This is a genomic window from Novipirellula sp., assembly GCF_041583735.1.
GTDB lineage: Bacteria > Planctomycetota > Planctomycetia > Pirellulales > Pirellulaceae > Novipirellula.
Map to the genome: position 1 here is coordinate 1 of NZ_JBFHFD010000049.1, position 24,595 is coordinate 24,595.

General features: G+C 55.3%; 17 protein-coding genes. 9 read left to right on the plus strand and 8 right to left on the minus strand.

The genetic code is table 11. From position 1 onward, the window contains the following. From ABX962_RS06345 to ABX962_RS06355, 3 genes are all read left to right on the plus strand, one after another. A partial coding sequence (locus ABX962_RS06345) for a transglutaminase family protein (protein WP_372717663.1) occupies positions 1-2,572 on the plus strand: 2,572 nt, incomplete at its 5' end. Positions 2,573-2,949: 377 nt separating this feature from the next. Further along, a complete protein-coding gene (locus tag ABX962_RS06350) occupies positions 2,950-3,321 on the plus strand; it encodes a hypothetical protein (protein WP_372717665.1) in 372 nt (123 codons plus the stop codon). A gap of 130 nt (positions 3,322-3,451) precedes the next feature. Then, positions 3,452-3,985, plus strand: a complete 534-nt coding sequence (locus ABX962_RS06355; protein WP_372717667.1) for a hypothetical protein — start codon at positions 3,452-3,454, stop codon at positions 3,983-3,985. A 372-nt stretch (positions 3,986-4,357) separates the two neighbouring features. On the opposite strand, the gene ABX962_RS06360 is transcribed toward ABX962_RS06355, so the two are convergent. Both ABX962_RS06360 and ABX962_RS06365 read right to left on the minus strand, forming a co-directional pair. Next, on the minus strand, positions 4,358-4,627 hold the full coding sequence (locus tag ABX962_RS06360) for a hypothetical protein (protein ID WP_372717668.1): 270 nt from the start codon (positions 4,625-4,627) through the stop codon (positions 4,358-4,360). Between the two features lie 1,150 nt (positions 4,628-5,777). Further along, positions 5,778-5,918 carry a hypothetical protein gene (locus ABX962_RS06365; protein WP_372717670.1) on the minus strand — a complete coding sequence of 47 codons (141 nt, stop codon included), beginning with the start codon at positions 5,916-5,918 and terminating at the stop codon, positions 5,778-5,780. A gap of 118 nt (positions 5,919-6,036) precedes the next feature. Between ABX962_RS06365 and ABX962_RS06370 the strand changes: the two genes are divergently transcribed. Beyond that, on the plus strand, positions 6,037-9,354 hold the full coding sequence (locus ABX962_RS06370) for an SdrD B-like domain-containing protein (protein ID WP_372717672.1): 3,318 nt from the start codon (positions 6,037-6,039) through the stop codon (positions 9,352-9,354). A 488-nt stretch (positions 9,355-9,842) separates the two neighbouring features. Beyond that, positions 9,843-10,886 carry a PHB depolymerase family esterase gene (locus tag ABX962_RS06375; protein WP_372717673.1) on the plus strand — a complete coding sequence of 348 codons (1,044 nt, stop codon included), beginning with the start codon at positions 9,843-9,845 and terminating at the stop codon, positions 10,884-10,886. 247 nt (positions 10,887-11,133) lie between these two features. On the opposite strand, the gene ABX962_RS06380 is transcribed toward ABX962_RS06375, so the two are convergent. Both ABX962_RS06380 and ABX962_RS06385 read right to left on the minus strand, forming a co-directional pair. After that, positions 11,134-12,486 (minus strand): hypothetical protein, encoded by a 1,353-nt coding sequence (locus ABX962_RS06380; RefSeq protein ID WP_372717675.1) that lies wholly within the window; start codon positions 12,484-12,486, stop codon positions 11,134-11,136. A gap of 130 nt (positions 12,487-12,616) precedes the next feature. Beyond that, positions 12,617-15,280 carry a c-type cytochrome gene (locus ABX962_RS06385; RefSeq protein ID WP_372717677.1) on the minus strand — a complete coding sequence of 888 codons (2,664 nt, stop codon included), beginning with the start codon at positions 15,278-15,280 and terminating at the stop codon, positions 12,617-12,619. A gap of 497 nt (positions 15,281-15,777) precedes the next feature. Here ABX962_RS06385 and ABX962_RS06390 point away from each other — a divergent pair, with 497 nt between their 5' ends. Continuing rightward, a complete protein-coding gene (locus ABX962_RS06390) occupies positions 15,778-17,283 on the plus strand; it encodes a pectate lyase (RefSeq protein WP_372717679.1) in 1,506 nt (501 codons plus the stop codon). A gap of 64 nt (positions 17,284-17,347) precedes the next feature. On the opposite strand, the gene ABX962_RS06395 is transcribed toward ABX962_RS06390, so the two are convergent. After that, positions 17,348-17,650 carry a hypothetical protein gene (locus ABX962_RS06395; protein WP_372717681.1) on the minus strand — a complete coding sequence of 101 codons (303 nt, stop codon included), beginning with the start codon at positions 17,648-17,650 and terminating at the stop codon, positions 17,348-17,350. A 294-nt stretch (positions 17,651-17,944) separates the two neighbouring features. On the opposite strand from ABX962_RS06395, the gene ABX962_RS06400 reads away from it, so the two are divergent. After that, a complete protein-coding gene (locus ABX962_RS06400; RefSeq protein WP_372717682.1) occupies positions 17,945-18,706 on the plus strand; it encodes a methyltransferase domain-containing protein in 762 nt (253 codons plus the stop codon). A gap of 226 nt (positions 18,707-18,932) precedes the next feature. On the opposite strand, the gene ABX962_RS06405 is transcribed toward ABX962_RS06400, so the two are convergent. Both ABX962_RS06405 and ABX962_RS06410 read right to left on the minus strand, forming a co-directional pair. Beyond that, positions 18,933-21,248, minus strand: coding sequence for a WD40 repeat domain-containing serine/threonine protein kinase (locus ABX962_RS06405; protein WP_372717684.1), 2,316 nt, complete (start codon positions 21,246-21,248; stop codon positions 18,933-18,935). A gap of 1 nt (position 21,249) precedes the next feature. Then, positions 21,250-21,852 (minus strand): RNA polymerase sigma factor, encoded by a 603-nt coding sequence (locus tag ABX962_RS06410; protein ID WP_372717686.1) that lies wholly within the window; start codon positions 21,850-21,852, stop codon positions 21,250-21,252. Between the two features lie 251 nt (positions 21,853-22,103). Between ABX962_RS06410 and ABX962_RS06415 the strand changes: the two genes are divergently transcribed. Beyond that, complete coding sequence (locus tag ABX962_RS06415) at positions 22,104-23,270, plus strand: efflux RND transporter periplasmic adaptor subunit (protein ID WP_372717688.1); 1,167 nt, start codon at positions 22,104-22,106, stop codon at positions 23,268-23,270. On the opposite strand, the gene ABX962_RS06420 is transcribed toward ABX962_RS06415, so the two are convergent. Then, complete coding sequence (locus tag ABX962_RS06420; protein ID WP_372717690.1) at positions 23,267-23,407, minus strand: hypothetical protein; 141 nt, start codon at positions 23,405-23,407, stop codon at positions 23,267-23,269. The genes ABX962_RS06415 and ABX962_RS06420 overlap by 4 nt on opposite strands. Positions 23,408-23,564: 157 nt before the next feature. On the opposite strand from ABX962_RS06420, the gene ABX962_RS06425 reads away from it, so the two are divergent. Then, positions 23,565-24,595, plus strand: a 1,031-nt coding sequence (locus ABX962_RS06425) for an efflux RND transporter permease subunit (protein WP_372717692.1), incomplete at its 3' end; no start/stop codon positions are given.

Here is a 24,595-nt window from a genome sequence, read left to right on the forward strand (position 1 = left end):
ACCCTTGGTCGCCAGTTCGAAGGACCAACTGACACTGCGGCGATTAAAACCAACCGTTCTAAATAAACTACTTAGCCAAACCCACTGGCACGACATCGCCGCGACAGGCCGCTACGTCGATGACCAATTGTCCAAGCAACAGATTGCATTGTGCAGCAGTGCGGAAGTCAACTTTATCCGCGATCCATCGACGGCATCCGACGCGTCAATCGCCGGTCGCGATGATCGCGAGCTCGCGGAATTGTTGCTGAGCCGTTTGCGGACGCAGTGGGGATCCGGCGGCGCCGTTCACATCGGCCAAGGCGAACATTATCGCGGCGAGGGCAGTGCGCGGTGGCGGATGAGCTGCTGTTACCGCAGCGATGGACATCCGCTGTGGCGGGACGTCAATCCGCTGCCTCGTGGCACCGAATCACCACGCGAAGTCACCGCCGACGATGCGAATCAGTTTGCCACTGCGCTGGCGTCCGGATTGACCGTCAACCCCGATTACGTCATCCCCGCGTACGAGGACCGGTTGCACCAACTGTGGACCGACCCTTCACAACTGCCGCTCGTTCTGGAGACCGACGAACTCACCGATCCCCTACGGCGGCAACGCTTGGCGCAGCGGCTGTCGACGCCTCAATCCACCCCGACCGGCTACGTCTTACCCCTGCGTTGGAATCCAATCCGAAACCGCTGGTCCAGTGGAACTTGGGAATTTCGCCGTTCGAAGCTTTATTTATTGCCAGGCGATTTTTCGATGGGATTCCGGTTGCCGCTGGGCAGTTTGTCCAAACATGCGACCGAAGCCGATGAGATTGCTAACGAGCCAAGTCAATTCGAGGAAAAGGATTTATTGCCGCAAATCTATGGCGAAACCAGCGCCCGGCAAACCGTCTTCTCACCCCCTAGTGATCGCTCGGAGGAGCTTGATAGTGAGAAAAACGGTCGCGCACCGCGAACCGCATTGTGCGTCCAAGCACGTGATAACGCTATTCACGTCTTCTTGCCGCCGATCCATCATGTCGAACACTACGTCGAATTGGTTGCCGTCATCCACGCAGTTGCTCAGCAATTACAGCTACCCGTGGTGCTGGAAGGGTATGATCCACCGCAAGACCCTCGATTGATGCGATTTGTCATTGAACCTGACCGAAACCGACTGCGGTTGGTCCTGCCTGCCGCATCCAATTGGCAAGAACAATCGGAACTGTTCGAGACCGCGTTCGTCGAAGCAAAAGCGGTCGGTTTGGTGGCCGAGAGCGGATTGGCCGAGGATACCGAGGACGTCGCTCATTTGGATGAACTGAATGAGGAAAAAGTCCAACGCGGCAGCAGCAACACCGCGCTGACACTCGGCGGCCCCACGCCCGCGACCAGCCCGTTCTTAAATCACCCTCCGCTACTTCGTTCGTTGATTAGCTATTGGCTAAACCATCCTTGTTTGTCTTACCTGTTTTCAGGGACACAGGTCGGACCGAGCGGCAATGCGCCGCGTCCTGATGAAGGGCGAGACGACGCGTTGTACGAACTGGGCATCGCACTTGAGCGTTTTCCCGTTGCGGATTCACCTCACTTGTGGTTGCCCGACCGACTGCTACGTCATCTGCTGGCGGATGCTTCGGGCAACATGCACCGCGCCGAAATTCGCGTCGATACGCTTTATGCTCCCGAGCGTCAGAGTCGTCGACTCGGTCAGATCATTCTGCAAAGTTTCGCGATGGCGCCGATCTCAAAACTTGCCTCACTGCAGGGGCTGCTGGTGCGTGCTTTGGTGGCCCATTTCCATCAACGTCCGTACGCCGAACCATTGGTCCGTTGGGAAAGCCAGCTGCATGATCGGTTCATGTTACCTCAAGTCCTCTGGGACGATTTTTCGCAGGTGATTCGCGACCTGAACGAATCCGGGTTGCCGTTACAACAGGAATGGTTCCGATCGATCTTCGAGCTGAACTTTCCGCGACTTGGACGTGTGCAACTCGGTGACATCACACTCGAACTGCGACGGGCGCACGAACCATGGCCACTGTTGGCGGAAGAAGTTACCGGGGCTGGCATCGCTCGCTTCATTGACGTCGCCAACGAACGGCTGCAAGTGCGATTGAGCGGCGTCGTTCCAGATCGCTATGTATTGGCTTGCAACCGAGAATCAGTGCCACTGAAACGCGGCACGACCGAGGGCGAATATGTTGCTGGCGTTCGCTACAAGGTGACCCAGCCGCCATCGACGCTGCACCCAACGATCGGTCCCGTGAACAAGTTGGTTTTCGAGTTGATCGATACATGGACCGGCAAATCGATCGGCGGCTGCACCTATTATCCTGCGGCACCGCAAACCTGGACCGCAGGACCGATGGGAACGCCCACGCCAGTTCAACTTCCTGGCACCGAGCCGACGGTTCCCCCGGTCCCCGAAGCTCGATCACCGGTTCGCGTCTCCGGTCGATTCGAAGGAACCGGCAGCGGCGAAGGCGACTTTTCGATGCCAACGTATCGTCTGGACCGCCGCTTTCCCTACCTGTTGGATTTGACCAAAGTCGCAGTCGAAAACGGCATGGTGGTGCAAAGCGACGTCCGCGTCGTCTAGACGACGCAGATGGCCTGTCTTTCGATTTAAGGTTTACAATCGATCTGCTCGCGTCTGAAAAACCCTCGCTCGGTTTCGCGTTGGGATAGCGCTGCGTTTTCGATTTCGAAAATCGCTTCCGCTAACCTGCGGCGGTCTTTTTCGCATGGAGAAGGCTGTTGATGTCATCGTGACCGCCCCAGCCCCGGAGGCGGACACGTTGAATCGCGTTGCCGGGCCCGAAGTGCGGCGAGCATCTCGGCAATATCCGTCGCAGCGACTAGCAACCTGTTCTCACAGCACACAAGCGACGGTGGCGTGCTACGATGGACGCAACGTCGGTGATCGTCATCGCGTAACATCAAACGTTTTCCGCTGCACTCGACGGAGCACCGCGATTGAACCGGATTCAATTTTCCACCGCGACATTGCTGCTCTTGACGCTGCTGTTCGCGATCTCGCTTGCACTATCGCGATTCGATTCGCTATGGATCCCGATCGCGTTTCCGTTTTCGGTCGGTCCGATTGTCGCTTTTCGCGTAACGCGGGCGAAACCAGCTTTTGCAATCGGGATACTGTCGTCGATTTACTGGACGCTGGTTGGCATCATTCCGTTTGTCATTTGTAGCGGAATTGGAATTTGCCTGGTTTCAATGATTGACGAGCGGTTGTTGACGCGGACACTGTTTGTTACATGGACGATCACTTATTTCCTTGCCGTATCAATCGTAGGCGGATACATTGGCGGTGTGGTCGCCCGACCTGATTGAGCGGCGCCGACAACTCTGCAGACTGTCCCAAAAGCGGCTACCGGAATCGTGTAGCGGCACGCGTCATCAGATTGCTACAATAGCGAAATCAAGACGTCCGTATTACCACTACCTTCATTGGAGGGCTGACATGCTACGACTCTCACTGTTTTTCGTCGTCCTACTGCTGAGCCCTGCGTTTGGCGAGGACGGCGACATCCGTTCTGACGCCGAATCGACGCCTTCGAAAGCGAACGCACCACAGGTTGCCCCGACATCCTTTCCCTTCTTCGCTCCTCTCTCGGCGTCCGAAAAGCGGTTCGTTGGCCAGTGGCAGCAAACCATTCTACCGACCAACGAACCAGGACCGGTGAGCGAATTTGCATCCGACCGCACGTTTCGTTCCGACTCGGGGCTTGCAGGACGGTGGTGGGTCCGTGACGAACAACTGCATATTCAGTATTGGACCGATAAGCAGTCAGTTTTACCGTTCGCCGACCTTTTGCGGGGCTGGCAAGCTGAAAAGCATACCTGGAACACCACGTTTAACGACGAGGGAGACCGCGTTGAACTGGCGCTGCCAAACAAAACGCCAGAGGCCGTGCTCACGCGGATAAGTGACGAGGCGAAACGCAGCATCGCTGACCCGCCATCAACTCCCGCCGATCAAACACGCGACGAATAGCAGAACCTCCCCTTGCTAGCGACCATTGTCTGCTTTGAGTTTTTCTGTCGCCCCATTTTTCAGTCGTTCCCTCCGGTATGACCAATTTCATTACGCTGGAACAAAACGGCTCCACATCCAGCAGATCGTCTTTGTGCCAGGCACCCAACGAAAATCCCGTTCGTCGAACACAGTCTGGAATTGAGTAGACAGAAAAATGGGTGCGACAGAAAGATAAGAGCACTAAGCCCATCGGCGACTCAATCGCAAACATTAGATCCGCCTGCAGCTCTGTACCTTACGTCGAGCAACCTTATGTCTCGTCTCCCACGCGAAGCTTTGGGCAAGAAACAATAAAAGTTGCAGTTTGTAGCGACCATTTTCCTGCCCCTCTCATCTTCCTGCCCAACCGTAGGTTGCCGGGATCGCATCAGCCATCAAATCTCGCGTTTGCAGCGACTGCAAATCCCAGATCCTCTGAAACCAAAAATCTTTCTGTTGCACCAATCTTTCTGTCGTCACCTGCGGCATCAGCAATTTCATTACACTGGAACCAAACGGCTCCCTACGAAAATCCCATTCGTTGAACACAGACTGGAATTGAGTAGACAGAAAAACTGGTGCGTCAGAAAGATAAGAGCGCTGAGCCGAACGGCCACTCAAACGCGAACATTCGTTCCGATTACAGCTATGTACCCTACGTCGTCCAACCTTTTTTCTCCTCCCGCATGCGAGGCATTGGGCAACAAACAACCAAATTGCAGTTAGTAACGAACATTTTCCTGCCCCCCTCATTTTCCTGCCCAACCGTAGGTTGCCGGGATCCCATCGGCCATCAAATCTCGCGTTTGCAGCGGGTGCGATTCCAAAATTCTCTGAAACCAATAATCTTTCTGTCGCACCAATCTTTCTGTCGTCACCTCCTGCATGAACAGTTTCCTCACGCTGGAACAATCCGGTTGCAGATCCAGCGAATCGAATTTAAGTGTGGCAGCCCATGAAAATTCCATTCATTGAACACAGACTGGAATTGAGTAGACAGAAAAATGGGTGCGACAGAAAAAGTAGCGTCCCCAATGCACATGTTTTGAAGTTGCGCGTTTAGACGTTCTTCGGGCCAACGGCCCAGCAATTTGCCTAGCCTGGCCCAACGGGCCAGGTTTTCGATGCAAAGAAACCTAAGGGCCAACGGCCCGGCCATTTGCTAGCCGCCCGCATTGAGTCCAGCAAACGGCCGGGCCGTTGGCCCTACGATCCATTGTTTTTTTTGGTCCCAGCCCGTTGGGCTGGGCTAGGTAAACGTCCGGGGCATTGCCCCTAAATACAAACGCGCAACTTCAAAATGCACATGCATCGGGCTACATGCTGTCGCGGCTTTCATTCCTGGGCTCACCGCCGCGATTGTTGGGAGGATTCTCGCGTGCGCGTCTCGCTACGAACCTGATTGCATCATGATCAAACGCAAAGGGCCGATGGATAGTCGGTCGACAACGTTTCCCTTTGCATCACTTCCCACCTTCACTACCGACGCTTCGTTCGTCGATAATTGACTGCGGCTGGATCATCTCGCATCCAAACCTATGCATCAATCACGGCAAAGCATGGCTGCTGGGCGCCGCATCGATCAACCATGACGAGCATCAGCACGAACATCCCGGCGTTACATGATAACGCATCCGCGAGTCGATTGCGTCGCAAGTGGCAAACTTTTTCTCAGCTGATGGGACTTGAGTGCAATACAAGCCCATGCACTCACGAGAAAGTTTTTCCAGAACTTGAGTCCTGGCGAGTGTATAGACCTCTTTTTTTCGTGTCAGCGATCCGCTCCAATTTCTTGTAATCTTCTAAGCATCGCTGCCGACAAGACATCTTCTTGTGTGTCAAAGCCACCGGGGATGCTAAGACGAGCTCGGTAGATGTGCTGAAAGACATCGACCCAGTGGCTATTCAGCATGCGATTCTTACTTTTCTTTTTTCCAGCGTCCCTTTTTCAGGAACAGGCGATGGCGGCACCCCAATCAGTAACAAAGCGGACAAGCAAATGGCGAGCAACCAAGCGGAACCGACGTTGTTTGAACAAGCGACTGCGAATGGAAACACTCGAGCAACGCCGACTGCTTGCAGCCGACACGGGACTCACAGGAATCGTTTTTAACGACGTAAACCAAAACGGCAAACAAGAATTCAGCGAGGTATCGGTCGCGGATACAACCGTGTATTTAGACCTCAACGACAACGGCATGCTCGACAACGCCGAGCCATCGACGACCACCGACGAGTTTGGCCAGTACGCATTTGATGACCTGGAATCTGGAACTTACGTCGTACGTCAAGCACTGCCTCAGGGCGTTGACCAAACGGCTCCACACGATCAGGAAGCCTTTTTGTATGCGTTTGATCGCACCACCAATCCTGATCAAATCCTGCGACTTGATCCCACCACCGGAAACCTGTTGTCGACAATCCCTTCGCCCGTCGACTTGGGTGCCAACTACATCGGAATGGCGTTTGACGGTACCTCGCTCTTCATCGCCGACGCACAGACCGACACGCTCTATGAAGTGGACCCCAATACCGGAAGTCTAATTGACTCGGATTATCTAGGCCTCAATATTGATGGCGTCGCAGCATTAAACGACAAGGTCTACCTTTCCGATCCAACCCTGGACAAAATATTCGAATTCGATCCCGTCACCGACACCATTACGAACGAGTATTCCGTTTCCGATGGAACAACAACGTTCAATCTGGTCGGCGGATTGGATGCGTTTGAGAACCCAGATCAATTAGTCGCAACCACGGGATCGAATCGCCTCGTCTTTTTTGATCCGGAAACGGGGGCCGTGCAAGACATTTTTGCTCACGGTGGTGAAACCGATATCGCTGCGGCGGTTGTCGGGCAACACCTTCATCTGACCTACGATGGTCCAAAATACTATGGAGCGGTCATTTTCGATCGGAGCGGAGGGTACATCGACTCGTACGTCATCAACAACGGTTACAACAACCTGACCGTGCGTGCTTTGGCGGGCAAGCTTGTCGTCGAGACATCGCATCGCGTGCAACTCGCCGAAGGGGAAACGGCAATCGGACTTGATTTCGGCCTTTTCGATACTCGTGGCGAAATCGCAGGCAAGCAGTTTATCGATCGCGATGGCGACGGACGATGGGACGCCGGTGAACTTCCAAACAGCGGTGTTACGGTCTACTTGGATCTGAATGACAATGGCGAACATGACGATGGCGAGCCAACTCAGGTCACGGGTGATGACGGCGAATACGTATTTCAGGACCTAATGCCTGGGGACTACGTCATCCGCGAAATTGCGCCAGAGCGTTTTGAGCAAACTTCGCCGAACAGCGAATCAGGGATGCTGTTTGGCATTCGCCACGGTGTTAGTCCTGACGAGATCTTTCGCATTGACCCAATCGACGGATCGGTTATCAGTCAAATTAGTCCCGCCTACGACGTGACAATCTTCCGAGTCGGCTTGGCTTTTGACGGCAAGTCGCTGTTTGTCGTTGACGCCAATACCGACGCCATCGTCGAAATCGATCCCGAGACGGGAGCCGAAATCGACCGCGACTCGATTGGTCCCGGTAACTATGACGGAATCGCGTCACTCCGCGGTTTGCTCTACATCTCGGATTACGATGCCGACGATATCAAGATCTTTGATCCGGTCAGCGATACGGTGATCGGCACGCTGGACATCGATGGCCTCAACAACGGAAAAAATATCGTCGGTGGCCTCGGGGCAATCCAAACCCCCGATGCGTTGGTAGCCACGACAGGATCGAACGACGTGATCTTCATCGATCCCGTTACCGGCGTGATTGTTTCTCAATTTACGCACAACGGCCAGAATGATCAGGGGGTCGCCGTACTAGGGGACCAAATTCTGCTGTCGTACACCAGCGCGTTTACCGGCATTGTTGCGTTTGATCGCAGTGGAGCGTTCAAGCGGTCATTTCTGACTAACTATCCCTACTACGGGTTGGCTGGCAAAAACGTCAGCGACTCGGCACATCGCGTCTCACTTGGCGTTGCAGACACGATCGCCGGACTCAATTTTGGGAATCTGCCTCTGAACAAGATCCCGGTCCCGGACGCTGGGGGACCATACGTGATTGACGAAGGCGGCGGCGTAACGCTAGACGCATCGGCGTCCACTGATGGCGACAACGACGATTTGACCTATCGCTGGGATCTCGATCTCGATGGTGAATTTGACGACGCAATCGGAGTCAGCCCGACCATCGACGCTGAGCAACTTGCCGCCCTCGGCATCGCCGACGACGGAAATTATGACATCGCGGTGTTGGTCGACGATGGTTTCGACACCAGCGTTACGGGATCGACCATAACGATCCAAAATGTTGCGCCGATGTTGACTGTCGAAACGAACGTCGGTTTGGGGACGCGGGCAGAAAAAGCAACGGTGGATGACTCTTTGACAATTCGCGGTCGTTTCACCGACGCAGGAATCCTCGACACGCATACAGTCGTTATCGATTGGGGCGAAATCGACGACGCGGCTCCCAATGCCGATGACGACCGGACCGTACTGACGTTCGCACCCGGTCAATCCACTGCGTTCGCGGGTGATCATCAGTACGCTACCGGGGGCATTTTTACGATCACGGTCACGGTAACCGACGATGACGGTGACGTTGCCAACAAAATGGCATCCGAGTTATGGGTCAGCGGCGTTCGTGTCGATCCGAATACAGACGAGTTGCAGATTATCGGCACGAGTGGCAAAGATAAAGTCACGGCGCGGATGACCGGCGGTAGTGATGGAGGATCCGACGGCGGATTGGATGCCCCCAATGTTCAAGTGGTCGCGAAACTGAAACACGGTGGATCTGATGGAGGCAGTGACGGAGGGTCTGATGGAGGCGCCGACGTTTACAGCTTCCATCCAGACGCTATCCGAACGGTTCGCATCGTCCTTGATGACGGTGACGACCACGCCGATCTCGGAGGGTCCGATGGCGACGGCGATGCATGGTATGAGTCATCCGTCATCGAGGGTGACGGTGGTAAAGATCGGCTGACTGGCGGTCGCGGAAACGATCTGTTGATTGGAGGCGATGGCGACGACCAACTCAACGGCGGCGATGGATTGGACTTGCTGATCGGTGGGCTGGGCAAGGACAAACTGAAAGGTGGCGATGGCGACGATCTCCTTGCTGGCGGCTCTGTTGCCAATGCAGGTGACCATGCCGCTTTGGATGCCGCCATGGCCGACTGGATCAGCGGCGATCTGGCGTCCGCCCTAATCGATCTAGGGGAGGTGACAGACGACCTCGAGAAAGATGATCTGAAGGGAGAAGATGGAGTGGATCATCTGATCGATGGTGCCGGAGACAAGTTGAAGCCGTAAACATCAGGCGGAGTTTTTCCCAGCACTCAGACGTCTAGGGGTACCGCAAATCGTTGTGTCGCGACGAGCAGGCTGCAGAATCTTGGAGCGATGACAAGAAGCTAGTGCCGGACATCCGTCCGGCGCTAGCGGAACGAAACGCAATCGCTGCGGTCTCAACGCGGCGACCGGCGTCATTACCGAAGTCCGCCCACAATCCCACTTGCAACGGTGTGGTCGCGCGGCACCGAGGTACAGCCCTTCGGGTGGGCTATGCACTTCGCAGTGTTCGCCAGCGAATCAGGCGGGCTTCCAAGAAACGCAGATCGTCTTGGTGCGGTATTCGGTGTGGGGGGAAGGTTTTGCATAACGGAAACCCAAAGCGTATCCTATTACTCGGAAAAAAAATCGGTTTCCGTGGCCTTCGCCCAATGTCGGTGAGTTTCCGATAGGCATTATCGATCCGTTTGAGATGCAATGCACCAACAATCTACGAGGCAGCCAAGTCGATGATTTCAATAAGAGGCAAAGGAATTACTGTCGTGATTGCTTCGGCAATCATTCTTTTTGTGATTACCGGCATCGCTTATTCGCAATGGCAGCGTCCTGAACCCACGGGCGAGAAAGTCAACTTTACTCATCAAGGGCGAGAGAAACAGTATCGCATTTTTGTTCCCGAGAGCTACAAGAATGGCACCGCGACACCGCTAGTACTCTGCTTCCACGGCGGAGGAGGCAGTGACGATCAGGCATCCGCAATCGGTTTGACGCAATTTGCAAAAGAGAATGGGTTCATCGTCGTTTATCCCAATGCAATCAACAAACATTGGAACGATGGACGCCAGTCGGAATTATTCGTTGAACATGATAATACGATCGACGATGTCGCCTACGCGATGGCTGTGGTTGATCGAGTCAAAGACGAATATACGATTGACTCGAATCGAGTCTTTTCGATGGGCATTTCTAATGGTGGATTCATGACCCAGCGTCTCGCGAGCGAACATTCAGAAGCGTTCTCGGCAGTGGCAATTGTCATCGCCACCATGGCAAAACCACTCAGACAATCATTTGCTCCGGACCATCCAGTTTCCGTTCTCTATCTCAACGGGACGGAGGATCCCATCGTTCCCTACGACGGTGGCGAAGTCGTACTCAACCTCTTCCCCCAACTCGCGAAGTTTAGTTCGAAGCCAAACAAGAGTCGAGGTCATTGCATTTCGACGAACGAGGCCATTGAGGTTTGGTTGAAGCAAAACGGTATTACCGGTGAAGCGGCGATTACTAAGCTCGCGGACAAAGACGACTCCGACGGTTGTTCCGTTGAAAAATCTTTTTGGACTGGCGGAAAGCGAGGAACCAGCCTCGCGCTTTATAAAGTGGTTGGCGGAGGACACTCACTGCCGGGACGCGACATCCGCATGCCCGAAAACATTGTTGGACAAACGAATCAGGACATTGATGGATTGGAAGTGATATGGGACTTTTTCAAACGTCATGGTCGCGGACCGGTTCCTAGTAATGCAGCTTCAGACGACGCGACCGGTGACTAGCATTTGGATACGGTATTCACGGCGATGTCGTTTTCCGTCCCCGCCATTATTGCAAATCACTTTTCTGACTCTCGCCACGTTGGTCTGACATGATAGGTTTCCAACGTCGGCCACCTAGAAAACCAAGGCGTCCGCTATGCCATCATCATGGATCGTAAACAGGGCGTACCTTCGGCAGTACGCCGCAGCGCAGTGCCCCCGGATTCCATCCGCCGGGCTTGCTGCCCCGCTTTGGCAGCGTGGCATTTCAAGGCGATTGCGAGACCAGACCTGCGGTATTGACCGCGCGGACGCGGTAATCACTCAGTGCCACCGGTTGCGATGATTCGATCGTATAACGCATCTCTACCAGCGGCATTGCGGGCGTGTCGCTGTATTGCAAGCCTTGAAAGACTGGCCGACCGAATGGATTCTTGGCGTTGCTGGGCACCGTCGCAATGACGTTTCCGCGACGCTCGATAATGAAGTGCGCAATACCACTTTCCAAATCGGCGTCCGCTTCCCAAGTCAATTCACCGTCTTCAAGCCGGAGGTTCCGTGGCGATGGCGGTGGCGTGGTATCGGTGACGTTGGTATCAAGAACAAACTGACTCCATGCCTTGGCGATCGCCGCGTTGGGTAGCCAGATCGAACTGGCGAGTTCCCCCGAGTACTTGGCCGCTGGCATCGCGGCGATTGCGTTGGGTGTCTCCACGTTAAGCTCTGCTAACCAAACCGGCTCCTTCGGCATCGGCTGCAACACGTCTTCACTGCGGGCGGGCAAGCGCGCCGCCAAACAAGCATCTAACCAGGGGATCGCGAGGTATCGAGAATTACCACACTCGTGACTTGTGCGTGGATCGATAGCGATCCCAATCAATGCGTTTTCACTTCGCATTCGTCCAAAAAACGCCTGATTGGCTGGCCACACTTTTGCGAAGCGTCCATTTTTGTCCGTCACACCTTCCTGGGTGCCCAAATTGCACATCACGGGAACCTGCAGTGCGGCGGGGGGCAGTGTATGGGGTTTGATCGCACGCCCGTCGACCTGTTCGAACAACGGCACTCCCGACCGCAGCCAAACTGCGGCAATTCGCTCAGGGTGCAACATCAACATCCCGCCGGCCCAATGGCCACCGCCACTGTGGCCCCACAACGCCCAGGGCACGGTGCCCAGTTCTGGGTGGCCACTGTGATCTCCCAGATCCATTAGCGATTTACGAAACATGGCATCCGATCCATTTCGCGGGTCGCACCACAATTGGCAATCGGTCCCTTCAGGCTGTTCATAGGCCGGCGCCATCAAGCCGCAATCGTGTTTCTTGGCCAATGATTGCCAATGCAGGTCGAACGCTCCGGTTTGTCCTGATTTGCAGGAGCCCTCGCCACATCCATGTTGATGCACAATCACGCCGCGGAGTTGTTTCACCGCGGGCGGCACCCAAAGCGTGTATGCAACTGGAAAAGCCAGCTCTCCGGGTTGCAAGGATCCCTCGTAACGAACTCGATAGTACGGCGAATCGGCTGCGATCGCCGGAGGATTGTCATAAGGAGGTTGTTGGGCCGACGCCGAGCCAGTTAGGACTGCACCAACAAACGCGATTGCGGTGAGAGTTTTCATGTTCATCAAACCGGTGGGGGGAGTGACAGGTTGGAAGGGATTGCTGAGCAGGGACAAAAAAAGGCTCCACCGGACGAGAGCCGATGGAGCCTTGATGAGACTTTGACAACAGGCCGAAGCCGATTCTACGTTAGTTAAAGAAGGCGTGTTTTGAATCGCCGCCGCTGATCAGGTAGGCGATCAAGTCAAGAATTTCTTCTTTGGTCATCGGATTGAACAGTCCAACAGGCATCGCTGAAACGTCGGACACAACGAGTTCTTCGATCTCGTTGCGGTTGACGTTGACTCGTTTGTTGGGGTCGGTCAAATCGGTGTTGATCGTGATCGAGTCACCGTTCAGATTGACCACAACGCCGGTGTGCACGACACCATCTTCGGTCAACACTTTGATCGAAGAGAACTGATCATTGATCACCTTACTCGGATTGACCACTTGGTCCAACAAATCGTGTGGCGAGTAGCGTCCACCGGCCGACGTCAAATCGGGGCCGGTCATCCCGCCTTGGTCTCCGAAGCGGTGACAAGCGAAACAGCCGCTGGCGGCAAACATTTTCCGCCCGTTCGCAAAATCACGATTCTTCAGTCCGGTGCGTGCCGCTTCGGAGAGTTCCTCGAGCGTCCATTCCTTGGGCGTGCGTCCTTTGAAGACCTCGCCCAAATTTTCGAGAGCCGATTTCTTGACCGGTTTTCGTGCCAACAACTCGGCCATCGATTCTTTTTCTGCCTCGGTTAGTGAGGCGACGGCATCATTGCGAATGAACTCGATGAACTTGTCGAAACTCGCTCCGCCTTTGTAGTTGGCCGCTTTTAAGAACCATTCAAAGTAGGCTTCACGCAGTTCCGGGGTCCAACCGGCAGTCAACATGCGAATCGAACGTGCATACTGCATCTGTTCTTCTTGCGTCGGTGCCGCGGCAATCAGCTCCATCGCCTTTTCGGCAACGGTCGGGGATTGCAGCCACGCCAACGTTTCACACATCAACCAATTCATCTCGGGCGATTCGGCAGGGAACAGCGGATCAAGACGCGTGATCAACTTATCGACCATGGCTTGGTCGGGTCGACCAAAGCGAGTCAAAGTGATCTGGATGGCACGCTGCAGCGTCAATTGATCGAAGGTATCCAGGCTGGACGGGTCAATCGCGATCGCAGCATTGAGCAACTTGCCTCGCATCGCCGTATCGACTTCGGGGTCCTTGTCGGTGCGGTGCATTGGGTCCACGCCGGCAACCCGAGCGAGTGCCAACAACGCGACGACTTGTTTCGCCGGATCCGATTCGCTCAACGCCTTGTCAGCCCACGAATCGAGCGGTTGGTGCTCGATCGCGGTGCGTGCAGCGAAACGAATGAAACGGTCGTCGTCTGCCAAGTAAGGCCATGCGGTTTCAATCGCCTTTGGATCTTGATTGCCGTGGAACGATTCGAGCATGTGGCGAGTTTCTCTCGCCTTACTCTTGACCACCTTGTGCTCGACAAGCTCGGTCGATTCGTTGCCAACGTAGGTCACGCGGTACAGACCCGATTGGACACGGCGACCGCCGATGGTGAAGTACATCGAACCGTCTTGTGGGTGGATGATGGCGTCGGTGATCGGCAGCGGCGCGCCGGTCACAAACTCTTCCTTCGTGGCCGTATACGAGGATCCGCTTGGTTCGATGTGAACGGCATACAGTTTACCCCAGCTCCAATCCAATGCGTAAAACGCATTTTGGTACTTCGCTGGGAATTTCGCACCGTAACCAAACGTAGTTCCGGTGGGCGATCCAGGACCGATATCGAGAATGCCGGGCAAATTGTCGGCATAGAACGGCATTCGTTTGCCGGCACCGTTACGCCATCCGAATTCGGCACCGCTGGTGACGTGACAAATACGCGTCGGACGGTACCAAGGTGTATTGAAATCGTATTCCATGTCCGCGTCGTAGGTGAACAATTCGCCGTCGCGGTTCACCGAAGCGTCAAAGATATTGCGGAAACCGGACGCGTAGGCTTCGAAGGTCTTGCCATCGGGAGAGACGCGATAGACGATGCCGCCGGGAGCAAGGACACCACGATTGTGGCCACGTCCGTCGGGCATGCTAGGCAACAAATGGTCTTCGCCCCAAATTTGAGGCACTTGTGAACTATCCGCCAATTCCGGTGCTTTGGCATTGTTACCGGTGATAAGATACAGCGCCTCGCCGTCGGGAGTCGGTACGACCGCGTGCACGCCGTGGTCACCTCGGGCTTCAATCTCGCGTAACAATTCCACTTTGTCGAGTTGATCGTCACCGTCGCTGTCGCTCACCCGGTACAACCCTGATGGAATTTTGCGTTCGTAATCGTTGACACCGACGTACAACGCGTCAAATGCCCACACCATGCCGTTGACGGCGCGGATTTCGGCCGGGACTTTCTCGACGTCGCTAGGCTTGATTTCTTGGCCTGCTGGCGGCGGCGTGATGCGGTAGAGACCGCCGAATTGATCGCTGACCAGCAATCGACCTTTGTTGTCGGTACACAGATTCACCCACGAACCTTGGATCTCAGCCGGGACCGAATAGAGCAACTCGACTTGGAACCCTTCGGCCGCGGTGATCCGGTCGATCGGTGTTGCCGTGTTGCCGACTGCAGGCGGCTTGGCCTCGCTCGACGGTACTGGGGTGGCGGGTTTCGCAGCACTATTTTTAGCGTTCGCTCGCTGCTTAACCGCTTCGATCAGCTTCCCAGGCTTACGCTGGGCCATGGCGTTCGTCGAAAGAAACACGGTACAGAGCGCTGCGACGGCAGCGACACGCAATGGCATCTTCGTCATTAGGCATTTCTGCGGCGAGACGCTACGAGACGTGGAACAAATCATAAGTGGGTTCTGGGAATGTAATTCGGGGAGGGGAGTAATTAGGGAGGGTACGAAAGCCATGCATCGGACGGCGACGAAGCTCGCCATGAAACACAAAAGTGCCGCCAAACGCGACAAACTGGCGACTTTACCGACTCGCGGCCGTTTACGAAGGGCGGGATCCGCTCCATCCAAGACCTAGGAGGGGCAAACCCAGCAGAGGCTTGAGTAGGACGCATTCTAACTCGTTTCCGTATTTTGTGCAGCTTTGTAGCTTCGATTTTTGCTCGACTTTGATACCCGCGGCGGATCAAACGTCCGGTGGTAGCGGCACGCCAGACCAGGCCTCGTAACTGGAGCAGCCCCAGACGCGGATCGGGCCTCCGCAGGGATGGGGCCGGTGCACTACAATCGGGTGCGTCCCCCCCCTCACGTCCCCCCCTCGCTTCGACGTCCCGATTGGAACCTGATTCATGAAGGCCTGCATTTTGGAACACGGCACTTGCCGACCGGTTAGTCCCACGCCCATTCTCGTTCGCACTTGGATCATTTGCGCCATGCTGACGATGATCGGTGCCGCTTACCCCGGCGGCGGACATGCGGCCGAACCAATTTCACTCGGTGACGCCATCGACGCACTGCATCGCAGCGTTGAATTCTTTCGCACGCAGGCATCGTCACATGGCGGCTATGTCTTCCGCATCAGCGAAGATTTGTCGCTCCGCGAAGGTGAAGAGAAGGTGGGGCAAACGACTGCGTGGATCGAGCCGCCGGCGACACCGAGTGTTGGGCAAGCTTATCTCGAAGCCTATCAATTGACCTCCGATCCGATGCTGTTGGACGCCGCCCGTCAAACCGCTGCGGCACTGCTGCGAGGCCAACTTGTTTCGGGCGGCTGGGGCGAAAAAATCGAGTTCGCCGAACAAGACCGAAAACGGTACGCCTATCGAGTCGATTCGGCCGACGTAGGCAAACGGCACAACACGACGACCTTCGATGACGACAAGACTCAGTCGGTGATTCGCTTTTTGATGCGATTGGACGTTGCCACCGAGCAAAGCGACGCGGAACTGCACGAGGCCGTCGTGGTCGCACTGGACGGCGTGCTGAAGAGCCAATATGCAAACGGTGCTTGGCCGCAACGTTACGATGGAACCTCGACACCGGCATCCAACGCGCGGCTGGCGGCGTCTTATCCAACGACTTGGTCAAAGACACATCCCAAGCAAAAGTACGACCGCTATTACACGCTGAACGACGGCACGATCGCGGATTTGATCGCCACGATGCTGGACGCCTTTGATCACTACCAGGACGCTCGCTACTTGGATGCGGCGATGCGTGGAGGTGACTTTTTGGTGCTCGCACAGATGCCGTCGCCCCAACCCGGTTGGGCGCAACAATACAACGAACAAATGCAGCCCGCATGGGCACGTAAATTTGAACCGCCCGCAATCAGCGGTGCTGAGTCTCAGCAGGTGATGCGAACGCTGTTGGTGTTGTACCGCCGCTCGGCAGACCCGCGTTATTTACAAGCCGTGCAAAAGGCGCTTCCCTATTACGAGTCGTGTTTACGCGATGACGGGCGATTGGCACGATTCTATGAACTACACACCAATCGGCCGTTGTACATGAATCGAAAATACGAATTGTCGTACTCTGATGCCGATGTCCCGACTCACTATAGTTTTGTCGTCGGTTCATCGCTGTCGCGGATCCGCAATGAAATGGAAAAGGTGTCCGCATTGCCCAAGAATCGGCTGTGGGTACAAAGCAGTCCCAAGCCAGAGAAGCAATCGAAGTCGTTAACCGAACAAACGGCGCGAGCGGTCGCGACGCTTGATGCACGCGGCGCCTGGGTCGAACGAGGCCAGCTGAAAAATTATCCCGACGCCGACGTCTCGCGGGTCATTTCAAGCAAGACCTTTATCGGCAACCTCAGGACGCTCGCGACCTTTATCGCGGCCGAGAAAAACTAGTTTCTCGGACGTAATCATTCGGTTTCGCGGACGCGAGCGTCCGCGATCGATTTGGGCTGCATTATCAATCAATCTCAGCCCATTGTGTTTGGATCGCAGACTGCGTCTCAATGCGATAGCCTTTGACCGTCCAACGTGGTGGCACGGGCATCGTCAGCGTGTTGCACGCTACCCGAGTGTCACCGTGCTGATGCGCACCGGCGGCGAGTTCCGATTTTCGCTCGCCATTCATGTCGAATAGCACCGCAACGATTTCGCCTGCACCGCTCTCTTCACAACGGATTTGCCCCGTCATGAATGCGGTGTGTTGTTTGGTGTTGGTGTACTCGACCTCCTGTACCAATTCGCCGAGAGTGTGAGTGGCCATTGTCGTTACCCCTAGTGTCGAGAAAGGTTTTAGAAAAGACTTGGCGAGCGAACTAAACGGGGCCGATGCTAATCAACCAATGCAATCCGATTGTCTGCTCGCATCTCCTTTTAATTTAACCGCTTTCTAACGTCAGACGGCAAAGGATCACGAAAGCGGCTGAAAATCAATGAGTTTTACCTGAATCGTTTGTTGGTCAGGTGCGCTCATCCGCTCACATGGCGGTCATGCCTTGCACGTCGTAGAATCCGCATCCAAACTCGCCAAACCATTCTTCGCACAAGGATTGACCGAATGAATAAGAAGTCTCCCCCGTCGACAAGTGAACCTTGGGCGACAAAATCGACGATCGATGAGATTCGCATGCGGTTCGATGGCGACGTCCAGCGTTTCAGCGTTTTGGAAACCGGGCAATCGGCGACCATCGACGCTCCGCTGGCGATGGAGCTGATCACACAGGCGGCGATCGCGGCGACGCCCAACATCCGGCGTGTTTTGGATATCGGCTGCGGCGCCGGAAACAACACGATCAAACTACGACAAGAGTACGGGCGAAATTTTGATGTCAACTTACTCGATCTAAGCCAGCCGATGTTGACGCGCGCCGAACAGCGAGTGCGAGACGCGGGCGCCAAGGAAGTCCGTGTATTCCAATCCGATTTTCGCGATGCCGATTTGCCGGAACACGCCTACGATGTGATCCTAGCTGCCGCCGTGCTGCACCATTTACGCGGCGACGCCGATTGGTTGGCGGCATTTGAAAAGATCTATCGCTTACTTGCCCCGGGTGGAAGCGTTTGGATCACAGATTTAGTCATCCAGGAAACTGCGGAAGTTCACGCATTGATGTGGCGGCGGTATGGCCAGTATTTAAGCGAGTTTGGCGGCGAGGAATACCGCGATAAAGTCTTCGCCTATATCGAAAAAGAAGATTCGCCTCGGCCGGTCACCTTCCAGCTAGACCTGCTTCGCCAAGTTGGGTTTTCCAAAGTCGAACTGCTTCATAAGAATTCGTGCTTTGCCGCGTTCGGCGGTATCAAGACTGCAATTCAATAAAATGAACGAGCCGTCACCGACGTTCGCTGCATTAACGTTTGCTCGCCGAAACTCTTGACGGGCTGTTGATTTAATCAAAATGCAAATTGCAACAGTGAGCCGTGGGCCGTAAGGCACCGGGTCGTGTGTGGGACCTGGCCGCTGACGCGTCGCGGCTCAGTAAATCAACAAGCCGCTGACGAGTTTTGCTGCGAAAAGTTTGACAGGGCCGTCTCTAGACACACGTCTATTTCGATTCGCCGAGGACCGACAGGTCCCAAATGCGGATGTTGCCGTCTCGACCACTGCTGGCGATGCGGTGATTGACCGAGTCGAGCGAGACATTGTGGACCGACGATTCGTGGCCGCCAAGTTTCGCCACTTCGTGACCATCGGAGATATCCCAGATTCGGGTGATGCCGTCCTGACCGGAGGTGATCAGGTGCGAACCGTAGTTGCAGAACGTGACTCCCCAGATGTCACTCTCGCTTCCCGTCAACTGAGAAACTTCCTGGCCTGTGTCAACATTCCACAGATGAATGACTTTGCCCCATCCCACGCTGGCCAACAACGATCCGTCGGGAATAAACGCAACGTTATAGATAGGGCCCTTGTGCCCGGTGAACGATTGCCGCTCCTCGAGCGATTCCGCATCCCACACACGCACGATTTTGTCGGTACCGACCGTGGCGATCCACTTGCCATCACTTGAATAATCGACACCAAAAATCGCGCCCGACTGCGTTTTCGAACCGACTTGTTCTCCCGAGTCCATGTCATACAAATGAATCGTCCCTTCGCGGTCTCCGGCAACGATTCGCGAGCCATCAGGCGAAAAGGCAATTCCGCGTACCGCGTTAGGAGCCTTCCACTCGCGAATCATTTGATAGGTATTTGCATCCCATAGTTTGACGAATCCATCATCGCCGCTGGTGGCAACGATCGGCCGCGTCGGATGGTACTGGATCATCCAAACCAACCCGCGATGGGCATTGAAGCTTTTAATGACCTTCTGAGTTTCGATATCCCAGATTCGCACCGAACCATCCTCGATCGCGGCCGCCACCTGTTCTTTGCCAGGTACAAAGTCGACCGACCAAACCGTGCCTGGATTTCCGCTCAGTAAAACCGACGGAAAGCGAGCATCATCAGTCGACGGAGCACTGGTCGCGGTCACAGGAGCATTGGTAAAGATCCATCCGCCCAGCACGGCGCCTAGCGTAATCAATCCAATCGCCGCGATGGCGACAGCGATATAAGAAACCCGGCGAGCGATGGCTCGGTGTTTCCCAGAAAGCCGCTTGGCATCGTTGGCTTTGATCGCGGGGACTTGCAGCGGCGAAATCGGACCGAACTCGGTGACGATTCCCGCCAACACCGTGGCAACGCTGTTGATTGATTCCGGGCGATCATCGGGTTTCTTTTCCAACAATGCCATGATCACGTCGGACAATTTTCTTGGAATCGACGAGTTCACTCGGTGCGGCGGTTCTGGATTCTCATCCATCACCTTCTTCATCACCCCGACGATCGAAGGTGCCTGAAACGGTGACTTGCCTGTCGCCATTTCGTACAGCACGACGCCAAACGAAAACAAATCCGACTTCTCGTCGGCATCCGATCCCATCGCTTGCTCGGGTGACATGTACAATGGCGTGCCGGTGACCATTCCGGTCTTGGTCAACTTGACATCATCCGCGGCCCGCGCCAATCCAAAGTCGGTCAACTTGATCCGATCGGATTCCTTTTCGATCAACACGTTGGCTGGCTTGATGTCGCGATGGACCATGCCACGACCATGCGCGGCGGATAACCCGGCGGCAATCTGCATTCCCATCCGCGCCACCTCGGCGGCAGCAAGCGGCGACTGTCGCGTCATTCGACTTTCGAGCGTTTCGCCGTCAATCAATTGCATCACGAGGTAGGCGATCTTGCCATCGCTCTCGCGAGCAACCTGGTACATCGAAACGACATGCTCGTGTGAGATCGCCGCGGCCGCCCTTCCTTCGCGACAAAAGCGTTGTCGAGCCGTATCGTTTTTGGCGAATTCGGGGTTCAGGACCTTGATCGCGACGGGACGCTGCAAGTGTGTATCGAACGCTTCGAGAACGATTCCCATGCCACCACGCCCTATCACCCTTGCAATTTGAAAGTGGTCCAAACGACCAAGGTAGGCAGGATCGTCCGATGGCTCCAAGAAGCTCAATTCGGGCTTGTTCGGTTTTTGCGTGACTCCCCCGCTATCGACCGACGTGGACGCTTCGGCATTGAAGGGGGTCGAATTATCAGGTGGTAAGGTCACATCGTTGGCCGCCGCGTTGATGTCAGCGACCGAACGGATCGCGGGCCAATACGCCGAGTCATTCGACGGGTTCATCGTCATCCGCTCGGCAACCAATGACTCAATTTCGAGGGTACCGGTTGCCGCCATCTGCAAAGCTTCTTGGCAAGCCGAACAGCTGCCAATGTGTTCGGTCAATTGCTGAAGTTCGGTCGGCGGTAACGAACCGCGGATCAGCGATTGAATTTGGTCTCGCGTCAGGCAAGTGGTTGCGACTGGCATTTTATTCGTCCTGTTCCTGCAATCGTTCGATAACCGTCTTCAATCGGGCGATCACCCGGCTCTTGGCGACGTAGACGGCCCCCGTGGTCATCCCAAGTTGTTTTGCTGCATCCGCAGCAATCTTGCCCTCGACCGCGGTTAACAGAAACGCGGTCCACGTTTGCGGTTCGACCTCGGGTTGGACTTCCCTCATCGCTTGGGCAGCCAATTGACGTTGATGCTCGCGCTCCCAAGCTTCCTGCAGTTCGTTGGCGGTGTCGGGCGTTTGCGAGAGCATCTCGTATTGTGCGGTGTCGTTGGCCGTAGGACCAACACGTTTTCGTTTTTCAAAATAGGTATAAAGTCGATTCCGAGTGATCGTGAACAACCAGGCGCGAAAGCCGCCCTTTTCTTTCGCGTAATCCAGACGCGAAATCGCAGCCCCGACCCGTCGGACGACATCTTGCACAATGTCAGCCGCATCGGCGTCCTGCAATCCACGGCTGCGAGCGAAACGATACAGCATCGGACCATAGTCTCGAAGAAACTCGGACCAAGCTTCGTTATCCGCTCCGTCACGCAGTCGCAGCAGTAGCGTTGCTCGGGTGATCGGTGAATCGGTCAAATTAGTATCCTGCGCAGCCTTTTTTCGATCGTAGCACTCTAAACGACCACCTGATTATAGCCGTTGTCGCGAACGTGGGCACTGCGTCGGATCACACCGGTGAATACTCGTTGACAGCGTCTCTCTTACACTCGGTCATAACAAAAGCCCAAAAACTCGCGAAAAAAACATTGCGAATCGGTGTAAGGAGGCGAAAAAACGAAAGTATTTCCTTCGTCATTAAGAATCAATGCATCGATGGAGTGCCACCCATGTTCGATAAAACCTTCGCGATTTCGCACCGATACGCGGTCTTCTCTGCCGTCGCAGTCACTGTTTCCGCTTCGCTGGCAACGGCGCAGGTACCGGTCCGCGTCGAATCGGTCCAGCGTCAGACGGTTCAGCAGCGACACGCGGTGACTGGATCGCTGCGTCCCGTCGCTCGTGGGAACGTCGCCGCGATTGAGTCGGGGCAATTGCTCGAGCTGAAACCACGCGAGGGCGAAATGATTCGCAAAGGCGACATCGTTGCTCGCGTCGACTCGCGGCGATTGCAAGCCCAGCTTGGCGAAGCGGTGGCAGAAAAAGCGATCGCGATCGCGGATTTGGCCAGCGCGAAAGCCCAATTGACGCAGGCCAAAGCGGATCTGACGCGAGCTCAGAAATTGATCCATCAAAACGCCATCGGGCAACAAGAACTCGATGCGTTCCAAGCGGCCTATGACATCGCCAAGGCGACCATCGATTCCACCACCAGCAGAATCGATCGTATCGAACAATCGATTCGCTTGATCCAGGTGCGATTGGATGACACCGTGATCCGAGCCCCCTACGACGCCTCGGTGGTGCAGCGGCAAATTGAACCTGGCGATTGGGTGCAAGCAGGCGACGCGTTGTTGACGATCGTCTCGACGGGGCCGATCGAAGCTTGGTTAGAGGTACCCGAACGATTCGTTCAAGCGGTGGACCTGTTTGGCGCATCCGTCAGCGTCCGAGCGCGAGCCACTCAACAAGAAAGCAACGTCTTGTCGACACGGCGAGTTGCGGACGTTAATCCTCGTGTGCGAACGCTTAGTTTCATCGTCACGCTGGACAATCCCGATGGATTGCTGTCCGCCGGCATGTCCGTCGACGGCTGGATCGCCACGACAAACGAAGTGCAAACCGAGACGGTTCATAAAAACGCAGTCAATCGTAGCGGCAATCAACCGTTTGTTTACCGAGTCAGCAAAGGGGCCGCCGCGGAGAGCCAAGCGGAGCGAGTTCCGATCGACATTCTGTTCGAACTGCCCGACCGTGTGGCGATTCGATCCGCTCAGCTGCACGAAGGAGACTGCGTGATCGTCGAAGGCAACGAGCGTCTACTGCCCGGGCAAAACGTGGCGATCATCAACACCCCGGCCGGGAATGACGAACTGGCACGTGCGCACCGCAACTAGCGAACGTCGCCAACGGCTTGTTGATTGAATCCAAATGCAAATCGCAACGGTGAGCCGTAGGCCGGAATGCCAATGCCATCTACTTTCGCCCCAACGGGCTGGTTTTCGTAGAGCAGCGGCGCGAGCGCTATAAACATCGAGACCATTTCTTATCCAATCCGTGTAAGACATCCGTCCTCACGCGAGTATCTAACGATGTAGACGGCGTTTGTAGCGGCGCCATAACGAAACCCTCCGGCCACGCGAATGGAATCGCGTGGCTTTTTTTAGAACCACCCTGTTGGGAAATTGATCATGAACTTCGTCAAAGCTTCGGTATCACAACCGATCACGGTTACCGTCGGCGTGATCCTTTCGTTGATCGCCGGGATGGTCGCTCTTCGCAATGTTCCCGTTCGAATGGCACCGGAGATCGATTCGGTGGTGATCTCGGTCGCCACGGCTTGGGAGAACGCGTCGGCCGAAGAGATCGAAAGCGACGTGATGGAGCAACAGGAAAAATACCTTGGCGACATCAGCAATCTGGTTTCGATGACCAGCATCGCTCGCAGTGGTCGTGGGTTGGTTCGATTGCAATTTCGCACCGGAACCGATATCAACCAAGCGATGTCCGAAGTCGACCAGAAATTGAGCGAAGTGCCGCAGTATCCGGTCGGAGTCGACGAGCCCGAGATTGAAGCGATCGATCCCGAAAGTGTTGACTACATCGCCTGGGTCGGTTTCAGCAGCACGGATCCAAACTTTGACTCAACGACGCTGTATGACTTTATGGATCGCCGCATGCGGCCCGTTTTCGAGCGGATTCCAGGGATCTCGCAAGTCGGGATGGTGGGAGCACGTGAATCGGAAATCCAAGTCATCGTCGATCCGTACGCCTTGGCCGCTCGCGGTTTGACGTACTCGGACTTTGTTGCCGCGTTGGAAGTCAACAATGCGAACTTCTCGGCCGGAAAAATCACCGATGGAAAGAATGACCTTCGTGTTCGCACGATCGGTCGGTTTGCCGATGCCGCCTCGGTTTCCGAATTGGTGGTTCGCCGCGACGAGGAAGGCCCGATCTATGTCCGTGATGTTGCTCAGGTCCGAGCCGGGTACAAGGAACTCGACAGCTGGGTGCGCGCTCGTGGGACGCTGATGCCGTTCTTTAATTTTCAATTGGAATCCGGCGGAAACTTGCTGGACACAATGAGCGAGATCCAGGCTGAGATCGCACGGATGAATTCCGCAGATGGACTGCTCAGCCAACAAGCTCAAATCCTGCAAACCGCCGGTGAAATGGCCCCCGGCAGCAAACTAGAACTCGTGCAAACATGGGATTCGTCGAA